Source organism: Streptomyces sp. NPDC058880, assembly GCF_042742535.1.
Taxonomy (GTDB): Bacteria; Actinomycetota; Actinomycetes; order Streptomycetales; family Streptomycetaceae; genus Streptomyces.
This window is the reverse complement of sequence record NZ_JBHYMC010000011.1, coordinates 34831-48140: the sequence shown is the minus strand read 5'-3', so window position 1 is coordinate 48140 and position 13310 is coordinate 34831. Positions and strand designations below refer to the sequence as shown.

14 protein-coding genes are annotated in these 13310 nt (G+C 69.0%); 11 read left to right on the top strand and 3 right to left on the bottom strand.

Annotated elements, in window-relative coordinates:
• Nucleotides 1–133 precede the first annotated feature (133 nt).
• The 10 genes from ACFW2G_RS09215 (at nucleotide 134) to ACFW2G_RS09170 (ending at nucleotide 8605) form a co-directional block, all read left to right on the top strand.
• Nucleotides 134–571: a hypothetical protein gene (locus ACFW2G_RS09215; RefSeq protein WP_384445496.1), complete on the top strand. Its 438-nt coding sequence runs from the start codon at nucleotides 134–136 to the stop codon at nucleotides 569–571.
• A gap of 210 nt (nucleotides 572–781) precedes the next feature.
• Entirely contained in the window at nucleotides 782–1618 is an 837-nt protein-coding gene (gene atpB / locus ACFW2G_RS09210) for a F0F1 ATP synthase subunit A (RefSeq protein ID WP_384445608.1), read from the top strand.
• Nucleotides 1619–1699: 81 nt separating this feature from the next.
• Nucleotides 1700–1930, top strand: a complete 231-nt coding sequence (gene atpE, locus ACFW2G_RS09205; protein WP_030768902.1) for an ATP synthase F0 subunit C — start codon at nucleotides 1700–1702, stop codon at nucleotides 1928–1930.
• Between the two features lie 50 nt (nucleotides 1931–1980).
• A complete protein-coding gene (locus ACFW2G_RS09200) occupies nucleotides 1981–2514 on the top strand; it encodes a F0F1 ATP synthase subunit B (RefSeq protein ID WP_384581104.1) in 534 nt (177 codons plus the stop codon).
• Nucleotides 2511–3326 carry a F0F1 ATP synthase subunit delta gene (locus ACFW2G_RS09195; protein ID WP_037927927.1) on the top strand — a complete coding sequence of 272 codons (816 nt, stop codon included), beginning with the start codon at nucleotides 2511–2513 and terminating at the stop codon, nucleotides 3324–3326. The genes ACFW2G_RS09200 and ACFW2G_RS09195 overlap by 4 nt, the downstream gene beginning before the upstream one ends.
• A gap of 129 nt (nucleotides 3327–3455) precedes the next feature.
• Nucleotides 3456–5051 (top strand): F0F1 ATP synthase subunit alpha, encoded by a 1596-nt coding sequence (gene atpA / locus ACFW2G_RS09190; protein ID WP_037927930.1) that lies wholly within the window; start codon nucleotides 3456–3458, stop codon nucleotides 5049–5051.
• Between the two features lie 20 nt (nucleotides 5052–5071).
• The gene (locus ACFW2G_RS09185) at nucleotides 5072–5989 is read left to right on the top strand and encodes a F0F1 ATP synthase subunit gamma (protein WP_037927931.1); all 918 of its coding nucleotides are present in this window, start codon (nucleotides 5072–5074) and stop codon (nucleotides 5987–5989) included.
• Nucleotides 5989–7431, top strand: a complete 1443-nt coding sequence (atpD, locus tag ACFW2G_RS09180) for a F0F1 ATP synthase subunit beta (RefSeq protein ID WP_384445500.1) — start codon at nucleotides 5989–5991, stop codon at nucleotides 7429–7431. Before ACFW2G_RS09185 ends, atpD begins: the two co-directional genes overlap by 1 nt.
• Before the next feature lie 166 nt (nucleotides 7432–7597).
• On the top strand, nucleotides 7598–7969 hold the full coding sequence (locus tag ACFW2G_RS09175; RefSeq protein ID WP_037927938.1) for a F0F1 ATP synthase subunit epsilon: 372 nt from the start codon (nucleotides 7598–7600) through the stop codon (nucleotides 7967–7969).
• 189 nt (nucleotides 7970–8158) lie between these two features.
• Nucleotides 8159–8605, top strand: coding sequence for a DUF2550 domain-containing protein (locus ACFW2G_RS09170; protein ID WP_037928621.1), 447 nt, complete (start codon nucleotides 8159–8161; stop codon nucleotides 8603–8605).
• 102 nt (nucleotides 8606–8707) lie between these two features.
• Here ACFW2G_RS09170 and ACFW2G_RS09165 read toward each other — a convergent pair whose 3' ends face one another.
• The 3 genes from ACFW2G_RS09165 to ACFW2G_RS09155 form a co-directional block, all read right to left on the bottom strand.
• Nucleotides 8708–10609 (bottom strand): glycosyl hydrolase family 18 protein, encoded by a 1902-nt coding sequence (locus tag ACFW2G_RS09165; protein ID WP_384581041.1) that lies wholly within the window; start codon nucleotides 10607–10609, stop codon nucleotides 8708–8710.
• Nucleotides 10610–10733: 124 nt separating this feature from the next.
• Complete coding sequence (locus tag ACFW2G_RS09160) at nucleotides 10734–11387, bottom strand: response regulator transcription factor (protein ID WP_037928623.1); 654 nt, start codon at nucleotides 11385–11387, stop codon at nucleotides 10734–10736.
• The gene (locus tag ACFW2G_RS09155) at nucleotides 11384–12568 is read right to left on the bottom strand and encodes a histidine kinase (RefSeq protein WP_106967686.1); all 1185 of its coding nucleotides are present in this window, start codon (nucleotides 12566–12568) and stop codon (nucleotides 11384–11386) included. The genes ACFW2G_RS09160 and ACFW2G_RS09155 overlap by 4 nt, the downstream gene beginning before the upstream one ends.
• Before the next feature lie 164 nt (nucleotides 12569–12732).
• Between ACFW2G_RS09155 and ACFW2G_RS09150 the strand changes: the two genes are divergently transcribed.
• On the top strand, nucleotides 12733–13308 hold the full coding sequence (locus ACFW2G_RS09150) for a hypothetical protein (protein WP_384445506.1): 576 nt from the start codon (nucleotides 12733–12735) through the stop codon (nucleotides 13306–13308).
• Nucleotides 13309–13310 lie beyond the last annotated feature (2 nt).

The window sequence follows — 13310 nt, the reverse complement described above, 5'->3', positions numbered from 1 at the left end:
GTTCACTAAACCCGGCGACAGAGCCGAAGGACCGTAGTGCGACGGTCCCTTGGCCCGAGGTTCTCTCTCGGACCGGGCTTACGCTCGTCCCGTACGAGTCCAGTGCCCCCACCACCACGCGGAGCAAACCGCCATGCGGTCAGATGACGTCCGATCCCTTCTGCAAGCCGCCGTGCCCACGGCCGTCGCCGGCGTACTCGCCGCGTTGATCAGTGGGCTTGTCGTCGGCGGCAAGGGCGTGGTCGGAGCGGTCGTCGCGACGCTGGTCGTGATCCTGTTCATGGGCATCGGGTTCGTCGTCCTGCAGCGCACGGCGAAATCGCTTCCGCACCTCTTCCAGGCCATGGGGCTCATGCTCTACACGGCCCAGATCCTGCTGCTTTTCGTCTTCGTCGCAGCGTTCAAGAACACCACACTGTTCAACCCCAAGGCCTTCGCCATCACGCTCGTCGCCACCACCCTGGTGTGGATCGCCGCGCAGACGCGTGCTCACATGAAGGCCAAGATCCTTTACGTCGAACCGGACTCGGTGAAGGGCGACAAGCCCGAAAACCCGGGACCGAAGTCGTGAAGGGTAGGGCCGGGATAAGTGAGCGTTCGAGATCCTGCTATCGTCCGGTGCCAACTGCGGCATTGCGGGCGCGGGCATCTGAGCTGACGCCTGTCCCATCGCGAGGCTCGATGCCTGATCGCCGCCCCATCATCCGTAACACCAGTCCAGTGCCGAACAGCGGCTGTGCGCCGCGCCGACACAACGAGGTTGCCGTACCTATGCGCCACGCTGAAGGAGCCCGCGGTGAGTGCTGACCCGACGACGGTGCTCGCCTTCGAGACCGATTGCCACATCTTCGACGGTTGTGGCTTCCCGGCTCCCGGCCTGCACTCGTTCCTGTTCGAGCCGATCTTCGGTGACGCGGACAGCAGCCTGTACTTCAACAAGACGATGCTTCTCGCCCTGCTGGGCTCGATCATCATCGTCGGGTTCTTCTGGGCCGCGTTCCGGAAGCCGAAGGTCGTCCCGGGCAAGCTCCAGATGGTCGCCGAGGCCGGTTACGACTTCGTGCGCCGCGGCATCGTCTACGAGACGCTGGGCAAGAAGGAGGGCGAGAAGTACGTCCCCCTGATGGTCTCGATCTTCTTCTTCGTCTGGATGATGAACCTCTGGTCCATCATTCCGCTCGCTCAGTTCCCGGTGACCTCGATCATCGCGTACCCCGTGGCCCTCGCGGCCATCGTGTACGTGATCTGGATGAGCGTGACCTTCAAGCGTCACGGCTTCGTCGGGGGCTTCAAGAACCTGACCGGCTACGACAAGTCGCTCGGCCCGGTCCTCCCGATGGTCATGGTCATCGAGTTCTTCTCGAACGTCCTGGTCCGTCCCTTCACCCACGCGGTCCGACTGTTCGCGAACATGTTCGCCGGTCACACCCTGCTGCTGCTCTTCACGATCGCCAGCTGGTACCTGCTGAACGGCATCGGCATCGCCTACGCCGGCGTCTCGTTCGTCATGGTGCTGGTGATGACGGCCTTCGAGCTCTTCATCCAGGCCGTCCAGGCGTACGTCTTCGTCCTCCTGGCCTGCAGCTTCATCCAGGGCGCGCTGGCCGAACACCACTGAGTCGGGCTAGCTCCCCTCAGACCCCCGTATTCGTCCGGTGGCCAACCCCCACCGGTCCGTGAAAGAGAAGGAAGAACTGGCATGTCCCAGACCCTTGCTGCCGTCACCGGCTCCCTCGGCTCCATCGGTTACGGTCTCGCGGCCATCGGCCCCGGCGTCGGCGTCGGCATCATCTTCGGTAACGGCACCCAGGCTCTTGCTCGCCAGCCCGAGGCGGCCGGCCTGATCCGCGCCAACCAGATCCTCGGCTTCGCCTTCTGTGAGGCGCTCGCCCTCATCGGTCTGGTCATGCCGTTCGTCTACGGCCCGTGATCTTCGGATTCACGACCACCCACTAGACGAAAGGCACTGAAGTGAACCTCATGGTTCTCGCGGCTGAGGGCGGGGAAAACCCCCTCATCCCGCCGATCCCCGAGCTCGTCATCGGTCTGATCGCCTTCGTCATCGTCTTCGGTTTCCTCGCGAAGAAGCTCCTCCCGAACATCAACAAGGTTCTGGAAGAGCGCCGTGAGTCCATCGAGGGCGGTATCGAGAAGGCGGAAGCCGCTCAGACCGAGGCCCAGAGCGTCCTGGAGCAGTACAAGGCCCAGCTCGCCGAGGCCCGGCACGAGGCCGCGCGCCTGCGCCAGGAAGCGCTGGAGCAGGGCACTGCGCTGAAGGAAGAGCTGCGCGCAGAGGGCCAGCGGCAGCGTGAGGAGATCATCGCTGCCGGCCACGCCCAGATCGCGGCAGACCGCAAGGCCGCCTCCCAGGCGCTGCGTCAGGACGTGGGCAAGCTGGCCACCGACCTGGCCGGAAAGCTCGTCGGCGAGTCCCTGGAGGACCACGCCCGGCAGAGCCGCACCATCGACCGTTTCCTCAGCGAGCTTGAGGAGAAGGCCGAGGCTGCCCGATGAACGGAGCGAGCCGCGAGGCGCTGGCCTCCGCGCGTGAGCGTCTCGACGCGCTGACGGACAACACGTCCGTCGACGCGGCGAAGCTCGCCGGTGAGCTGGCCGCTGTCACCGCGCTGCTCGACCGTGAGGTCTCGCTGCGTCGGGTCATCACGGACCCGGCGCAGGCCGGTGAGGCCAAGGCCGAGCTGGTCGCTCGGCTGCTCGGCGGTCAGGTCGGCGGGGAGACCCTCGACCTGGTGTCCGGCATGGCCCGGTCCCGCTGGTCGCAGTCCCGCGACCTGGTGGACTCGCTGGAGGAGCTGGCGGCCACCGCCGACCTCACGGCGGCCCAGCAGGCCGGCGCGCTCGACAACGTCGAGGACGAGATCTTCCGCTTCGGCCGGATCGTGTCCTCGAACACCGAGCTGCGTGCCGCGCTGACCGACCGTGCGGCGACCGCCTCCGCCAAGAGCGAGCTGCTGCGCAGCCTGCTCGGCGGCAAGGTGAACGCCGTCACCGAGCGCCTGGTGATCCGTCTTGTCACGCACCCGCGTGGACGTAGCCTGGAAGCGGGACTGGAGTCCCTTTCCAAGCTCGCCGCCGAGCGCCGTGACCGCATGGTCGCCACCGTGACCAGCGCGGTTCCGCTCAGCGACGTGCAGAAGCAGCGCCTCGGCGCGGTGCTGGCCAAGCTGTACGGCCGCCAGATGCACCTGAACCTCGACGTGGACCCCGAGGTCCTCGGCGGGATCTCGGTGCGCGTCGGCGACGAGGTCATCGACGGCACCATCGCGGACCGCCTCGCAGAGGCGTCCCGCCGCATGGCCGGCTGACCAGCCACCACAAGTACAAAGCATTCCTAGCGGCCCGGTTGGGCCGTGCAGAACTTGCAGAAGATTCCTGGGGGTCACCCCCAGACCCCTAAGAAGCTTCAGGCCCAACAAGGAGAGCAGGGAACCCAGATGGCGGAGCTCACGATCCGGCCGGAGGAGATCCGGGACGCACTGGAGACCTTTGTCCAGTCGTACCAGCCGGACGCGGCCTCGCGCGAGGAGGTCGGAACGGTCAGCGTTGCCGGCGACGGCATCGCGAAGGTGGAGGGCCTGCCCTCCGCCATGGCGAACGAGCTGCTGAAGTTCGAGGACGGCACCCTCGGTCTCGCCCTCAACCTCGAGGAGCGCGAGATCGGTGCGATCGTCCTCGGCGAGTTCAGCGGCATCGAGGAGGGCCAGCCGGTGCAGCGCACCGGTGAGGTTCTGTCCGTAGGCGTCGGCGAGGGCTACCTCGGCCGCGTTGTCGACCCGCTCGGCAACCCGATCGACGGCCTCGGCGAGATCGCGACCGAAGGCCGCCGCGCCCTCGAGCTGCAGGCCCCGGGCGTCATGGTCCGTAAGTCGGTGCACGAGCCCATGCAGACCGGCTACAAGGCCGTCGACGCGATGGTGCCGATCGGCCGTGGCCAGCGTCAGCTGATCATTGGTGACCGTCAGACCGGCAAGACCGCTCTGGCCGTCGACACGATCATCAACCAGCGCGACAACTGGCGCTCGGGCGACGTGAACAAGCAGGTCCGCTGCATCTACGTCGCCATCGGCCAGAAGGGCTCGACCATCGCGTCCGTTCGCGGCGCCCTGGAAGAGGCCGGCGCGCTCGAGTACACGACGATCGTCGCCGCCCCGGCGTCCGACCCGGCCGGCTTCAAGTACCTGGCGCCGTACACCGGTTCCGCCATCGGCCAGCACTGGATGTACGCCGGCAAGCACGTCCTGATCATCTTCGACGACCTGTCGAAGCAGGCCGACGCCTACCGCGCCGTGTCGCTGCTGCTGCGCCGCCCGCCGGGCCGCGAGGCCTACCCGGGTGACGTCTTCTACCTGCACTCCCGTCTGCTGGAGCGCTGCGCGAAGCTGTCCGACGAGATGGGCGCCGGTTCGATGACCGGTCTGCCGATCGTCGAGACCAAGGCGAACGACGTGTCGGCGTTCATCCCGACCAACGTCATCTCCATCACCGACGGCCAGTGCTTCCTGGAGTCCGACCTGTTCAACGCGGGCCAGCGCCCGGCGCTGAACGTCGGTATCTCGGTCTCCCGCGTCGGTGGCTCCGCCCAGCACAAGGCCATGAAGCAGGTTTCGGGTCGTCTCCGCGTCGACCTGGCCCAGTACCGCGAGCTGGAAGCGTTCGCCGCCTTCGGTTCCGACCTGGACGCCGCGTCGAAGTCCTCGCTGGAGCGCGGCAAGCGCATGGTCGAGCTGCTGAAGCAGGGCCAGTACCAGCCCATGCCCGTCGAGGAGCAGGTCGTCTCCGTCTGGGCCGGCACCACCGGCAAGATGGACGACGTCCCGGTCGCCGACATCCGCCGCTTCGAGTCGGAGCTGCTGGAGCACCTGCGCCGCGAGCGCAAGGACCTCCTGACCTCCATCGCCGACGGCGGCAAGATGTCGGACGACACCCTGTCCTCCATCGCGGACGCCATCGCCGGCTTCAAGCGGCAGTTCGAGACCTCGGACGGCAAGCTTCTGGGCGAGGACGCGCCGGCCGTCAACGTCTCCAAGTGACGACGGAAGGGACCTGACTCATGGGAGCGCAGCTCCGGGTCTACAAGCGTCGCATCCGTGCCATCACGGCGACCAAGAAGATCACCAAGGCGATGGAGATGATCGCCGCCTCGCGCATCGTCAAGGCGCAGCGCAAGGTGGCGGCGTCGACCCCGTACGCGACCGAGCTCACCCGCGCGGTGACCGCGGTGGCCACCGGTTCGAACTCCAAGCACGCCCTGACCACCGAGGTCGAGGCGCCGACCCGTGCCGCGGTCCTGCTCATCACGAGCGACCGCGGTCTGGCCGGCGGCTACTCCTCGAACGCCATCAAGCAGGCCGACCGGCTCACCGAGCGGCTGCGCGCCGAGGGCAAGGAAGTCGACAGCTACATCGTCGGCCGCAAGGGTGTCGCCTACTACGGGTTCCGCGAGCGCAAGATCGCGGACTCGTGGACCGGCTTCACCGACAGCCCGGACTACGCCGACGCCAAGCGCGTCGCGGCGCCGCTGATCGAGGCCATCCAGCTGGACACGGCCCAGGGTGGCGTCGACGAGCTGCACATCGTCTTCACGGAATTCGTGTCGATGATGACGCAGAACGCGGTGGACAGCCGGATGCTGCCGCTCAGCCTTGAGAAGGCTGCGGAGGAGGACGGCGCGAAGGGCGAGATCCTTCCGCTGTTCGAGTTCGAGCCGTCGGCGGAGGACGTCCTCGACGCCCTTCTGCCGCGCTACGTCGAGAGCCGTATCTACAACGCGCTGCTGCAGGCCGCTGCCTCCGAGCACGCCGCCCGCCGCCGTGCGATGAAGTCGGCCACCGACAACGCCGGTGAGCTCATCAAGAGCCTCTCCCGGCTTGCCAACGCGGCCCGCCAGGCCGAAATCACCCAGGAAATCAGCGAGATCGTCGGTGGCGCGAGCGCCATGGCCGACGCGACCGCGGGGAGTGACAAGTAATGACGACCTCTGTTGAGACGGCCGCTGCCACGGGCCGCATCGCCCGGGTCATCGGCCCGGTCGTCGACGTGGAGTTCCCCGTCGACGCGATGCCCGACATCTACAACGCGCTGAAGGTCCAGGTCGCCGACCCGGCCGAGGAGGGCGCGCTCAAGACGCTGACCCTCGAAGTCGCCCAGCACCTGGGTGACGGCCTGGTCCGCACGATCTCCATGCAGCCCACCGACGGTCTGGTCCGCCAGGCTCCGGTGACCGACACGGGCGAGGGCATCACCGTCCCCGTCGGTGACTTCACCAAGGGTAAGGTGTTCAACACCCTCGGTGAGGTGCTGAACTACCCGGAGGCGAACGCCGAGGTCGGCGAGCGCTGGGCGATCCACCGCAAGGCGCCGAACTTCGACGAGCTCGAGTCGAAGACCGAGATGTTCGAGACCGGTGTCAAGGTCATCGACCTCCTCACCCCGTACGTCAAGGGTGGAAAGATCGGTCTGTTCGGTGGTGCCGGTGTCGGCAAGACCGTTCTGATCCAGGAAATGATCTACCGCGTCGCCAACAACCACGACGGTGTGTCGGTGTTCGCGGGTGTCGGTGAGCGTACCCGTGAGGGCAACGACCTCATCGAGGAGATGTCGGAATCCGGTGTTCTGGACAAGACCGCGCTGGTCTTCGGCCAGATGGACGAGCCCCCGGGCACCCGTCTGCGCGTCGCCCTGGCCGGTCTGACCATGGCGGAGTACTTCCGCGATGTCCAGAAGCAGGACGTGCTCTTCTTCATCGACAACATCTTCCGGTACACCCAGGCCGGTTCCGAGGTGTCGACCCTGCTCGGCCGCATGCCCTCCGCGGTGGGTTACCAGCCGAACCTGGCCGACGAGATGGGTCTCCTCCAGGAGCGCATCACCTCGACCCGTGGTCACTCGATCACCTCCATGCAGGCGATCTACGTCCCCGCCGACGACCTCACCGACCCGGCGCCGGCGACCACCTTCGCCCACCTCGACGCGACGACGGTTCTCTCCCGTCCGATCTCCGAGAAGGGCATCTACCCGGCCGTGGACCCGCTGGACTCCACGTCCCGCATCCTGGACCCCCGCTACATCGCGGCGGACCACTACGCGGCCGCCATGCGCGTCAAGGGGATCCTGCAGAAGTACAAGGACCTCCAGGACATCATCGCGATCCTCGGTATCGACGAGCTGGGCGAGGAGGACAAGCTCGTCGTCCACCGTGCCCGTCGCGTCGAGCGCTTCCTGTCGCAGAACACCCACGTCGCCAAGCAGTTCACCGGCGTGGACGGTTCGGACGTTCCGCTCGACGAGTCGATCGCCGCGTTCAACTCGATCTGCGACGGCGAGTACGACCACTTCCCCGAGCAGGCGTTCTTCATGTGCGGTGGCATCGAGGACCTGAAGGCCAACGCCAAGGAGCTGGGCGTCTCCTGATCCGGCGCGCTCCGCGAGGAGCGCATCCGGTTCGCCGGTCCCTTCCCGGCCGAAGCGGGGGAGGGACCCTGGAGAGGGGCGGGTGTGTCCCGTCCCTCTCCCCACGCCCATTAGAATTTGACCCAACACCCGGCTGACCCGCCGGGTGGTGACCCGAGGAGCCACCTTGGCTGCTGAGCTGCACGTCGAGCTGGTCGCGGCGGACCGCAATGTCTGGTCCGGCGGGGCCACCCTTGTTGTCGCCCGCACCACGTCCGGCGACATCGGCGTCATGCCCGGTCACCAGCCGCTTCTCGGTGTGCTGGAATCGGGCCCGGTGACCATCCGTACCAGCGAGGGCAACACTGTCATCGCCGCGGTGCACGGCGGATTCATCTCGTTCGCGGACAACAAGCTGTCCCTGCTGGCCGAGATCGCCGAGCTCGCGGACGAGATCGATGTCCAGCGGGCGGAGCGGGCACTGGAGCGCGCGAAGGCGGAGGCCGACGCGGCCGCCGAGCGTCGCGCGGATGTCCGGCTGCGCGCCGTAACGGGCTGACCGCCCGTCGGAGTTTCACCGCCGAGCCCTGGAGGGCGACCCTCAGGGCTCGGCAGACCTCAGCCGCGGTCCGTTCTGGAATTTTCCAGACCGGGTCGCGGCTGAGGCGATGCAGGTGCTCCCCCAGACTCGGTCTGGGAGGGGTCCCCGTTTCTCATGCGTATTCGATGAGCGAGGAGGTCGGTGAAGATGCTCCTCGCTCTGCTTGTGAGCGGCCTGGTCGTAGCCCTGGTGGTGATCGGGCTGTTCGTCTTCGGACTGCGCCGCCGCCTGATCCAGCGGTCCGGCGGGACCTTCGACTGCAGCATGCGCTGGGGCGTGGCGGAGGAGCCTGACGTCTCGGGCAAGGGCTGGGTCTACGGGGTCGCGCGCTACAGCGGAGACCGGATCGATTGGTTCCGGGTCTTTTCGTACTCCCCGCGCCCGCGCCGGCTGCTGGAGCGGAGCTCCATCGAGGTGCTGGCCCGCCGCGCCCCGGAGGGCGAGGAGGAGCTGGCCCTGCTGTCCGACGCCGTCGTGCTCGGGTGCCTCCACCAGGGGACCCGCCTGGAGCTGGCGATGAGCGAGGACGCACTGACGGGCTTCCTGGCGTGGCTGGAGGCGGCTCCGCCCGGCCAGCGGGTGAACGTCGCCTGAGCCGGTCCGGGACCGGGGCGTTGCACCCCTGCGGGGTATCGGGTGAAGGCATGAAGAAGCCGGGGAGACGGGGGCGGACCCGTCTCCCCGGCTTCCGTCTGCCTACTGGAGTCCGGTGTGGACCGCGTTCGCGAGTTCACCGCCGGCGGTGTCGCCGCTGAACTCCCAGTAGAAGGCTCCCCTGAGGCCCTGCTGCTTGGCCCAGGTCATCTTGCCGGCGATGGTGGCGGGCGTGTCGTAGCTCCACCAGTTGCTGCCGCACTTGGCGTAGGCCGTGCCGGCGACGGTGCCGGTCACCGGGCAGCTGTTCTTGAGCACCTTGTAGTCCTCGATGCCCTGCTCGTACGTGCCCGGGGCCGGTCCGGTGGCGGTGCCGCCGGGGGTGGCCTGGGTGACGCCCGTCCAGCCGCGGCCGTAGAAGCCGATGCCGAGGTTGAGCTTGGAGCCGGGCACGCCCTTGGCCTTGAGCTTGGCGATGGCGTCGGCCGAGTTGAAGCCGGCCTGCGGGATGCCCGCGTACGAGGTCAGCGGGGAGTGCGGGGCGGTCGGGCCTTGGGCCGCCCAGGCCCCGAAGAAGTCGTACGTCATCACGTTGTAGAAGTCGGTGTACTGCGCGGCGCCCGCGTAGTCGGCCTTGTCGATCTTGCCGCCGTCCGAAGCGTCGGCGGTGATGGCCGCGGTGACCAGGTTGTTCGCGCCGAACCGGGCCTTCACAGCCTGCATCAAGTTCTTGAAGGCGGCCGGGCCGCTGCTGTCGCAGGACAGGCCGCAGGCGTTCGGATACTCCCAGTCCAGGTCGATGCCGTCGAAGACGTCGGCCCAGCGCGGGTCCTCGACCAGGTCGTAGCAGGACTGGGCGAAGGCGGTCGGGTTGGCGGCGGCCTGCGGGAAGCCGCCGGACCAGGTCCAGCCGCCGAAGGACCACAGCACCTTGATGTTCGGATACTGCTTCTTCAGTTTGCGCAGCTGGTTGAAGTTGCCGCGCAGCGGCTGGTCCCAGGTGTCGGCGACCCCGTCGACGCTCTGGGCGGCGGTGTAGGCCTTGTCGTAGTCGGCATAGGCGTCACCGATCGTGCACCGGCCGTTCTGGACGTTGCCGAAGGCGTAGTTGATGTGTGTGATCTTTCCGGCCGTACCCGAGGTGACCAGGTTCTTCACGTGGTAGTTGCGTCCGTAGACGCCCCAGTTGGTGAAGTAGCCGAGCTTGACCTTGTCGCCCGGGTCCGGGGGGATCACTCCGCCGGTCGTGGTGACCGTGGTGGAGCCCGAGGAGGGGCCGGTCTGGTCGATGGTGTCGCGGGCGGTGACGCTGTACGTGTACGTCGTGCCCTTGGTCAGGCCCGAGTCCGCGTACGTGGTCCCGGTGACGGTGGCGATCTTGGCGGAGCCCCGGTAGACGTCGTAGTTCTTGACGCCCTTGTCGTCGGTGGCCGGGGTCCAGGTCAGAGTCAGCGAGGTGTCGGCGACGTTGCTCGCGGCGGGCGCGCCGGGGGCCGTGGGGGGAGTGTCGCCGGGCTGGGTGCCGCCGTCGCAGGAGGCGCCGTTGATCGTGCAGCCGCTGGGAGCGCCCGACCCGGCGCCGTTGAAGCCGAAGCTGGCCGTGGCCCCCGGGGCGAGTGTGCCGTTCCAGCCGACGTTCTTGGCCGTCCAGTGCGTCCCGGAGCCGGTGACGGTGGCGTCCCAGGCCGAGGTGACCGAGGTGCCCGCCGGGTAGTCCCACTCCACGGTCCAGCTGCTGAGCGTGGTGGTGCCGGTGTTCTTCACCACCCACTTGCCCTCGAAGCCGGTACCCCAGTCGGAGACCTTGGTGTACGTCGCGGTCGCGGACGCGGCGGCCTGGGCCGGGCCGGCCAGGGCCACGAGCCCGGTGACGGGCAGGGCGAGCGCGGCGACGACGGCCGCGACTCTCGTGAAGAACCGGGTGCGCCTGGTGGGGGGTGGGGATGCTGTGCTCAAGGGTGATCCTCCGTAGGTCCGTCGCGGTCGTGGGGCCGACGTCGACATGGGGGTGGGACCTGCGCCGCCCGTGAGCACGCTTTGTCATGGCACGCTCACCACAGTGTTGCCGTGAGAGTAGAAAGGTCTGGACCAACCGTCAAGAGGTCCAGACCGGTGTGCCCCTCGTCCGCTAGATCCCCAACTCCTGCGCCAGCACGGCAGCTTGAAGTCGGCTGCGCAGCTCCAGCTTGCCGAGCAGGCGGCTGACATGCGTCTTCGCCGTCGCCTCCGCCATGCCCAGGCGGTCGGCGATCTCCGCGTTCGACAACCCCTGGCCGAGCGCACCCAGCACCTCCCGCTCGCGCGGGGTGAGGGAGGCGACCGCCGCCGCCCGTTCCGGCGCCGGAGCGGTCCGCGCCGGACGCGGCGCCGCGAACTCCGCGATCAGCCGCCTGGTCACCGCCGGGGCGATCAGACCCTCCCCGCGCGCGACGGTCCGTACCGCCTCCAGCAGCTCCGCCGCGTCCGCGTCCTTCAGCAGGAAGCCGCAGGCGCCCGCCCGCAGCGCTCCGAAGACGTACGCGTCGAGGTCGAAGGTGGTCAGCACCAGCACGTCCGCCAGCCCCTCCTCGACCACCTGGCGGGTCGCGGACACCCCGTCGAGCCGGGGCATCTGTACGTCCATGAGGACGAGATCCGGCCGCAGCTCCCGGGCCAGGCGCACCGCCTCCTCCCCGTCGGCCGCCTCGCCCGCCACCTCGATGTCGCCCGCGCTGCGCAGGATGAGCACCAGCCCGGCCCGTACCGCGGCCTGGTCCTCGGCCACCACCACCCGGATGGTCACCACTCCACCGCCTTCTCCTCGGCGGGCAGGATCGCCCGCACGTGCCACACGGGACCGGTCCGGCCCGCTGTGAACTGCCCGCCCAGCAGCTCCGTCCGCTCCCTCATGCCGATCAGCCCGGCCCCCGAGCCCGGTGCGCGGGGCCCGGGGCCGTCCCCGCAGGGCGAGTCGACCACCACGCTCAGCAGTCCGTCCTTGCGCGCCACGCGGACCGTCACCGTGCCGGGGGCCGCGTGCTTGAGGGCGTTGGTCAGGGACTCCTGGACGATCCGGTACGCCGCCAGTTCCACGGGGGCCGCGGCCGGCTCCCCGGGCGGCCGGTCGTCGTGCAGCACGAAGGCCAGCCCGCTCGCCGAGCCGTTGGACCGGGCCTGCCCGATCAGGGCGTCGAGGCCGTCCAGCGAGGGCACCGCGACCGCCTCCCGGTCGCCCCCGGCATCCCGCAGCAGTCCGATCAGGCGGCGCATCTCGGCCAGGCCCTGCACGCTGTTCTCGCGGATCACGCCCAGCGCGTCACGGCTGGTCGCGACCGTGTCGATGGAGAGCGCGGCGGTGGAGTGGATGGCGATCGCGGAGAGGTGGTTGGCCACCATGTCGTGCAGCTCCCGGGCCATCCGGGCGCGCTCGGCGGCCACGGCCTGGCTGCGGTCCATTTCGGCCAGCAGAGCCGTCTGCTCGGCACGCAGCCGGGCCGCCTCGGCGGCCTCGCGGTGGTTGCGCAGGGTGGCCCCGGTCAGTGCCGGGGCGAAACTCACGATGCCGGTGATCGCGCCGACCAGCAGGGCCTGCGGGGTGCGGAACCAGGCCAGCGAGGCGACGGTCACCACGACGGTGATCAGGCCGGTGGTCACCGGGAGCCGCCGGGCCATGGCCGGTTCCCCGTACACGACGGCGGCGTACATCAGGTCGGTGAAGATGATGACGGTGGCGAGGCTGCCGACGGTGAACTGGTCGGCGACCACCCCCACCGTGCCGACGGTCAGGATCGTCCGCGGCGCGGTGCGGCGCAGCAGCTCCATCGCGCCGAGCGCCACGAGGGGCACCAGGGCGGCCCAGGCCGGCAGAGCGGTGCGGTGGGGGCTGCTGTAGACGCCGAGCGACCAGAACACGAGGCCCGCGGCGACGCTGACCACCGCGAGGAGGACGTCGTCACGGTGCGGGCGCAGGCTCTTCTCGGTCACGTTGCCATCCAACAGAGTGTACGCGCCCCGCACCTCGGCGGAGCGGCCGAGGTGCGGGTACATCGAAGGGTGCAGGCGCACATGGTCATTCGCGACGACGCATCGGGCGGCGGCGGACGGGAGCCTTGAGGCGAACGGCCAACCCGAGCGGACGGAGGCCCCCCGTGATCGTCACGCTGATCATCGCCTGTGAGATCGGCTTCTGGGTCCTGCTGGCGGCGGGACTCGCCCTGCGCTACCTCGCGAGGATGCCCCGGCTGGGGGCCGCGGTCCTGCTGTGCGAGCCGGTGATGGAGCTGGTCCTGCTCGTCGTCACCACGATGGACCTGAAGAACGGCGCCGAGCCGGACTGGAAGCACGGCGTGGCCGCGCTCTACATCGGCTACACCGTCGCCTACGGCCACTACACGGTCAAGTGGCTCGACGGGCACGCCGCCCACCGGCTGGCCGGAGGCCCCAGGCCGGCGGGTGCCGGCCACGGGAAGGCCCGGGTCGCGCACGAGTGGAGGCTGTGGACCCGGACGGTCCTCGCCGCCGCGATCGGCGCCGGCCTGCTCCAGGTGGCGATCTGGTACGTGGGCGACGCGGGCGACATCAGCTCGCTGCGGGCGTGGCAGTCCGGCGCCCTGCGGGCGGTCGCCCTCCACGCGCTCGTCGCGGTCGGCTACACGCTGTGGCCGCCGAAGGCGCCCGCGGACGCCGAGGCGGAGGACCAGCCCCCACTCGCGCGGACCCGGTAGGG

Bases quoted from the DNA above. Each gene is read 5' to 3' on its own strand.
- ACFW2G_RS09215 (WP_384445496.1), top strand. From the start codon at position 134: ATGCGGTCAGATGACGTCCGATCCCTTCTGCAAGCCGCCGTGCCCACG.
- atpE (WP_030768902.1), top strand. From the start codon at position 1,700: ATGTCCCAGACCCTTGCTGCCGTCACCGGCTCCCTCGGCTCCATCGGT.
- ACFW2G_RS09200 (WP_384581104.1), top strand. From the start codon at position 1,981: ATGGTTCTCGCGGCTGAGGGCGGGGAAAACCCCCTCATCCCGCCGATC.
- ACFW2G_RS09195 (WP_037927927.1), top strand. From the start codon at position 2,511: ATGAACGGAGCGAGCCGCGAGGCGCTGGCCTCCGCGCGTGAGCGTCTC.
- atpA (WP_037927930.1), top strand. From the start codon at position 3,456: ATGGCGGAGCTCACGATCCGGCCGGAGGAGATCCGGGACGCACTGGAG.
- ACFW2G_RS09185 (WP_037927931.1), top strand. From the start codon at position 5,072: ATGGGAGCGCAGCTCCGGGTCTACAAGCGTCGCATCCGTGCCATCACG.
- atpD (WP_384445500.1), top strand. From the start codon at position 5,989: ATGACGACCTCTGTTGAGACGGCCGCTGCCACGGGCCGCATCGCCCGG.
- ACFW2G_RS09170 (WP_037928621.1), top strand. From the start codon at position 8,159: ATGCTCCTCGCTCTGCTTGTGAGCGGCCTGGTCGTAGCCCTGGTGGTG.
- ACFW2G_RS09165 (WP_384581041.1), bottom strand. From the start codon at position 10,609: ATGTCGACGTCGGCCCCACGACCGCGACGGACCTACGGAGGATCACCC.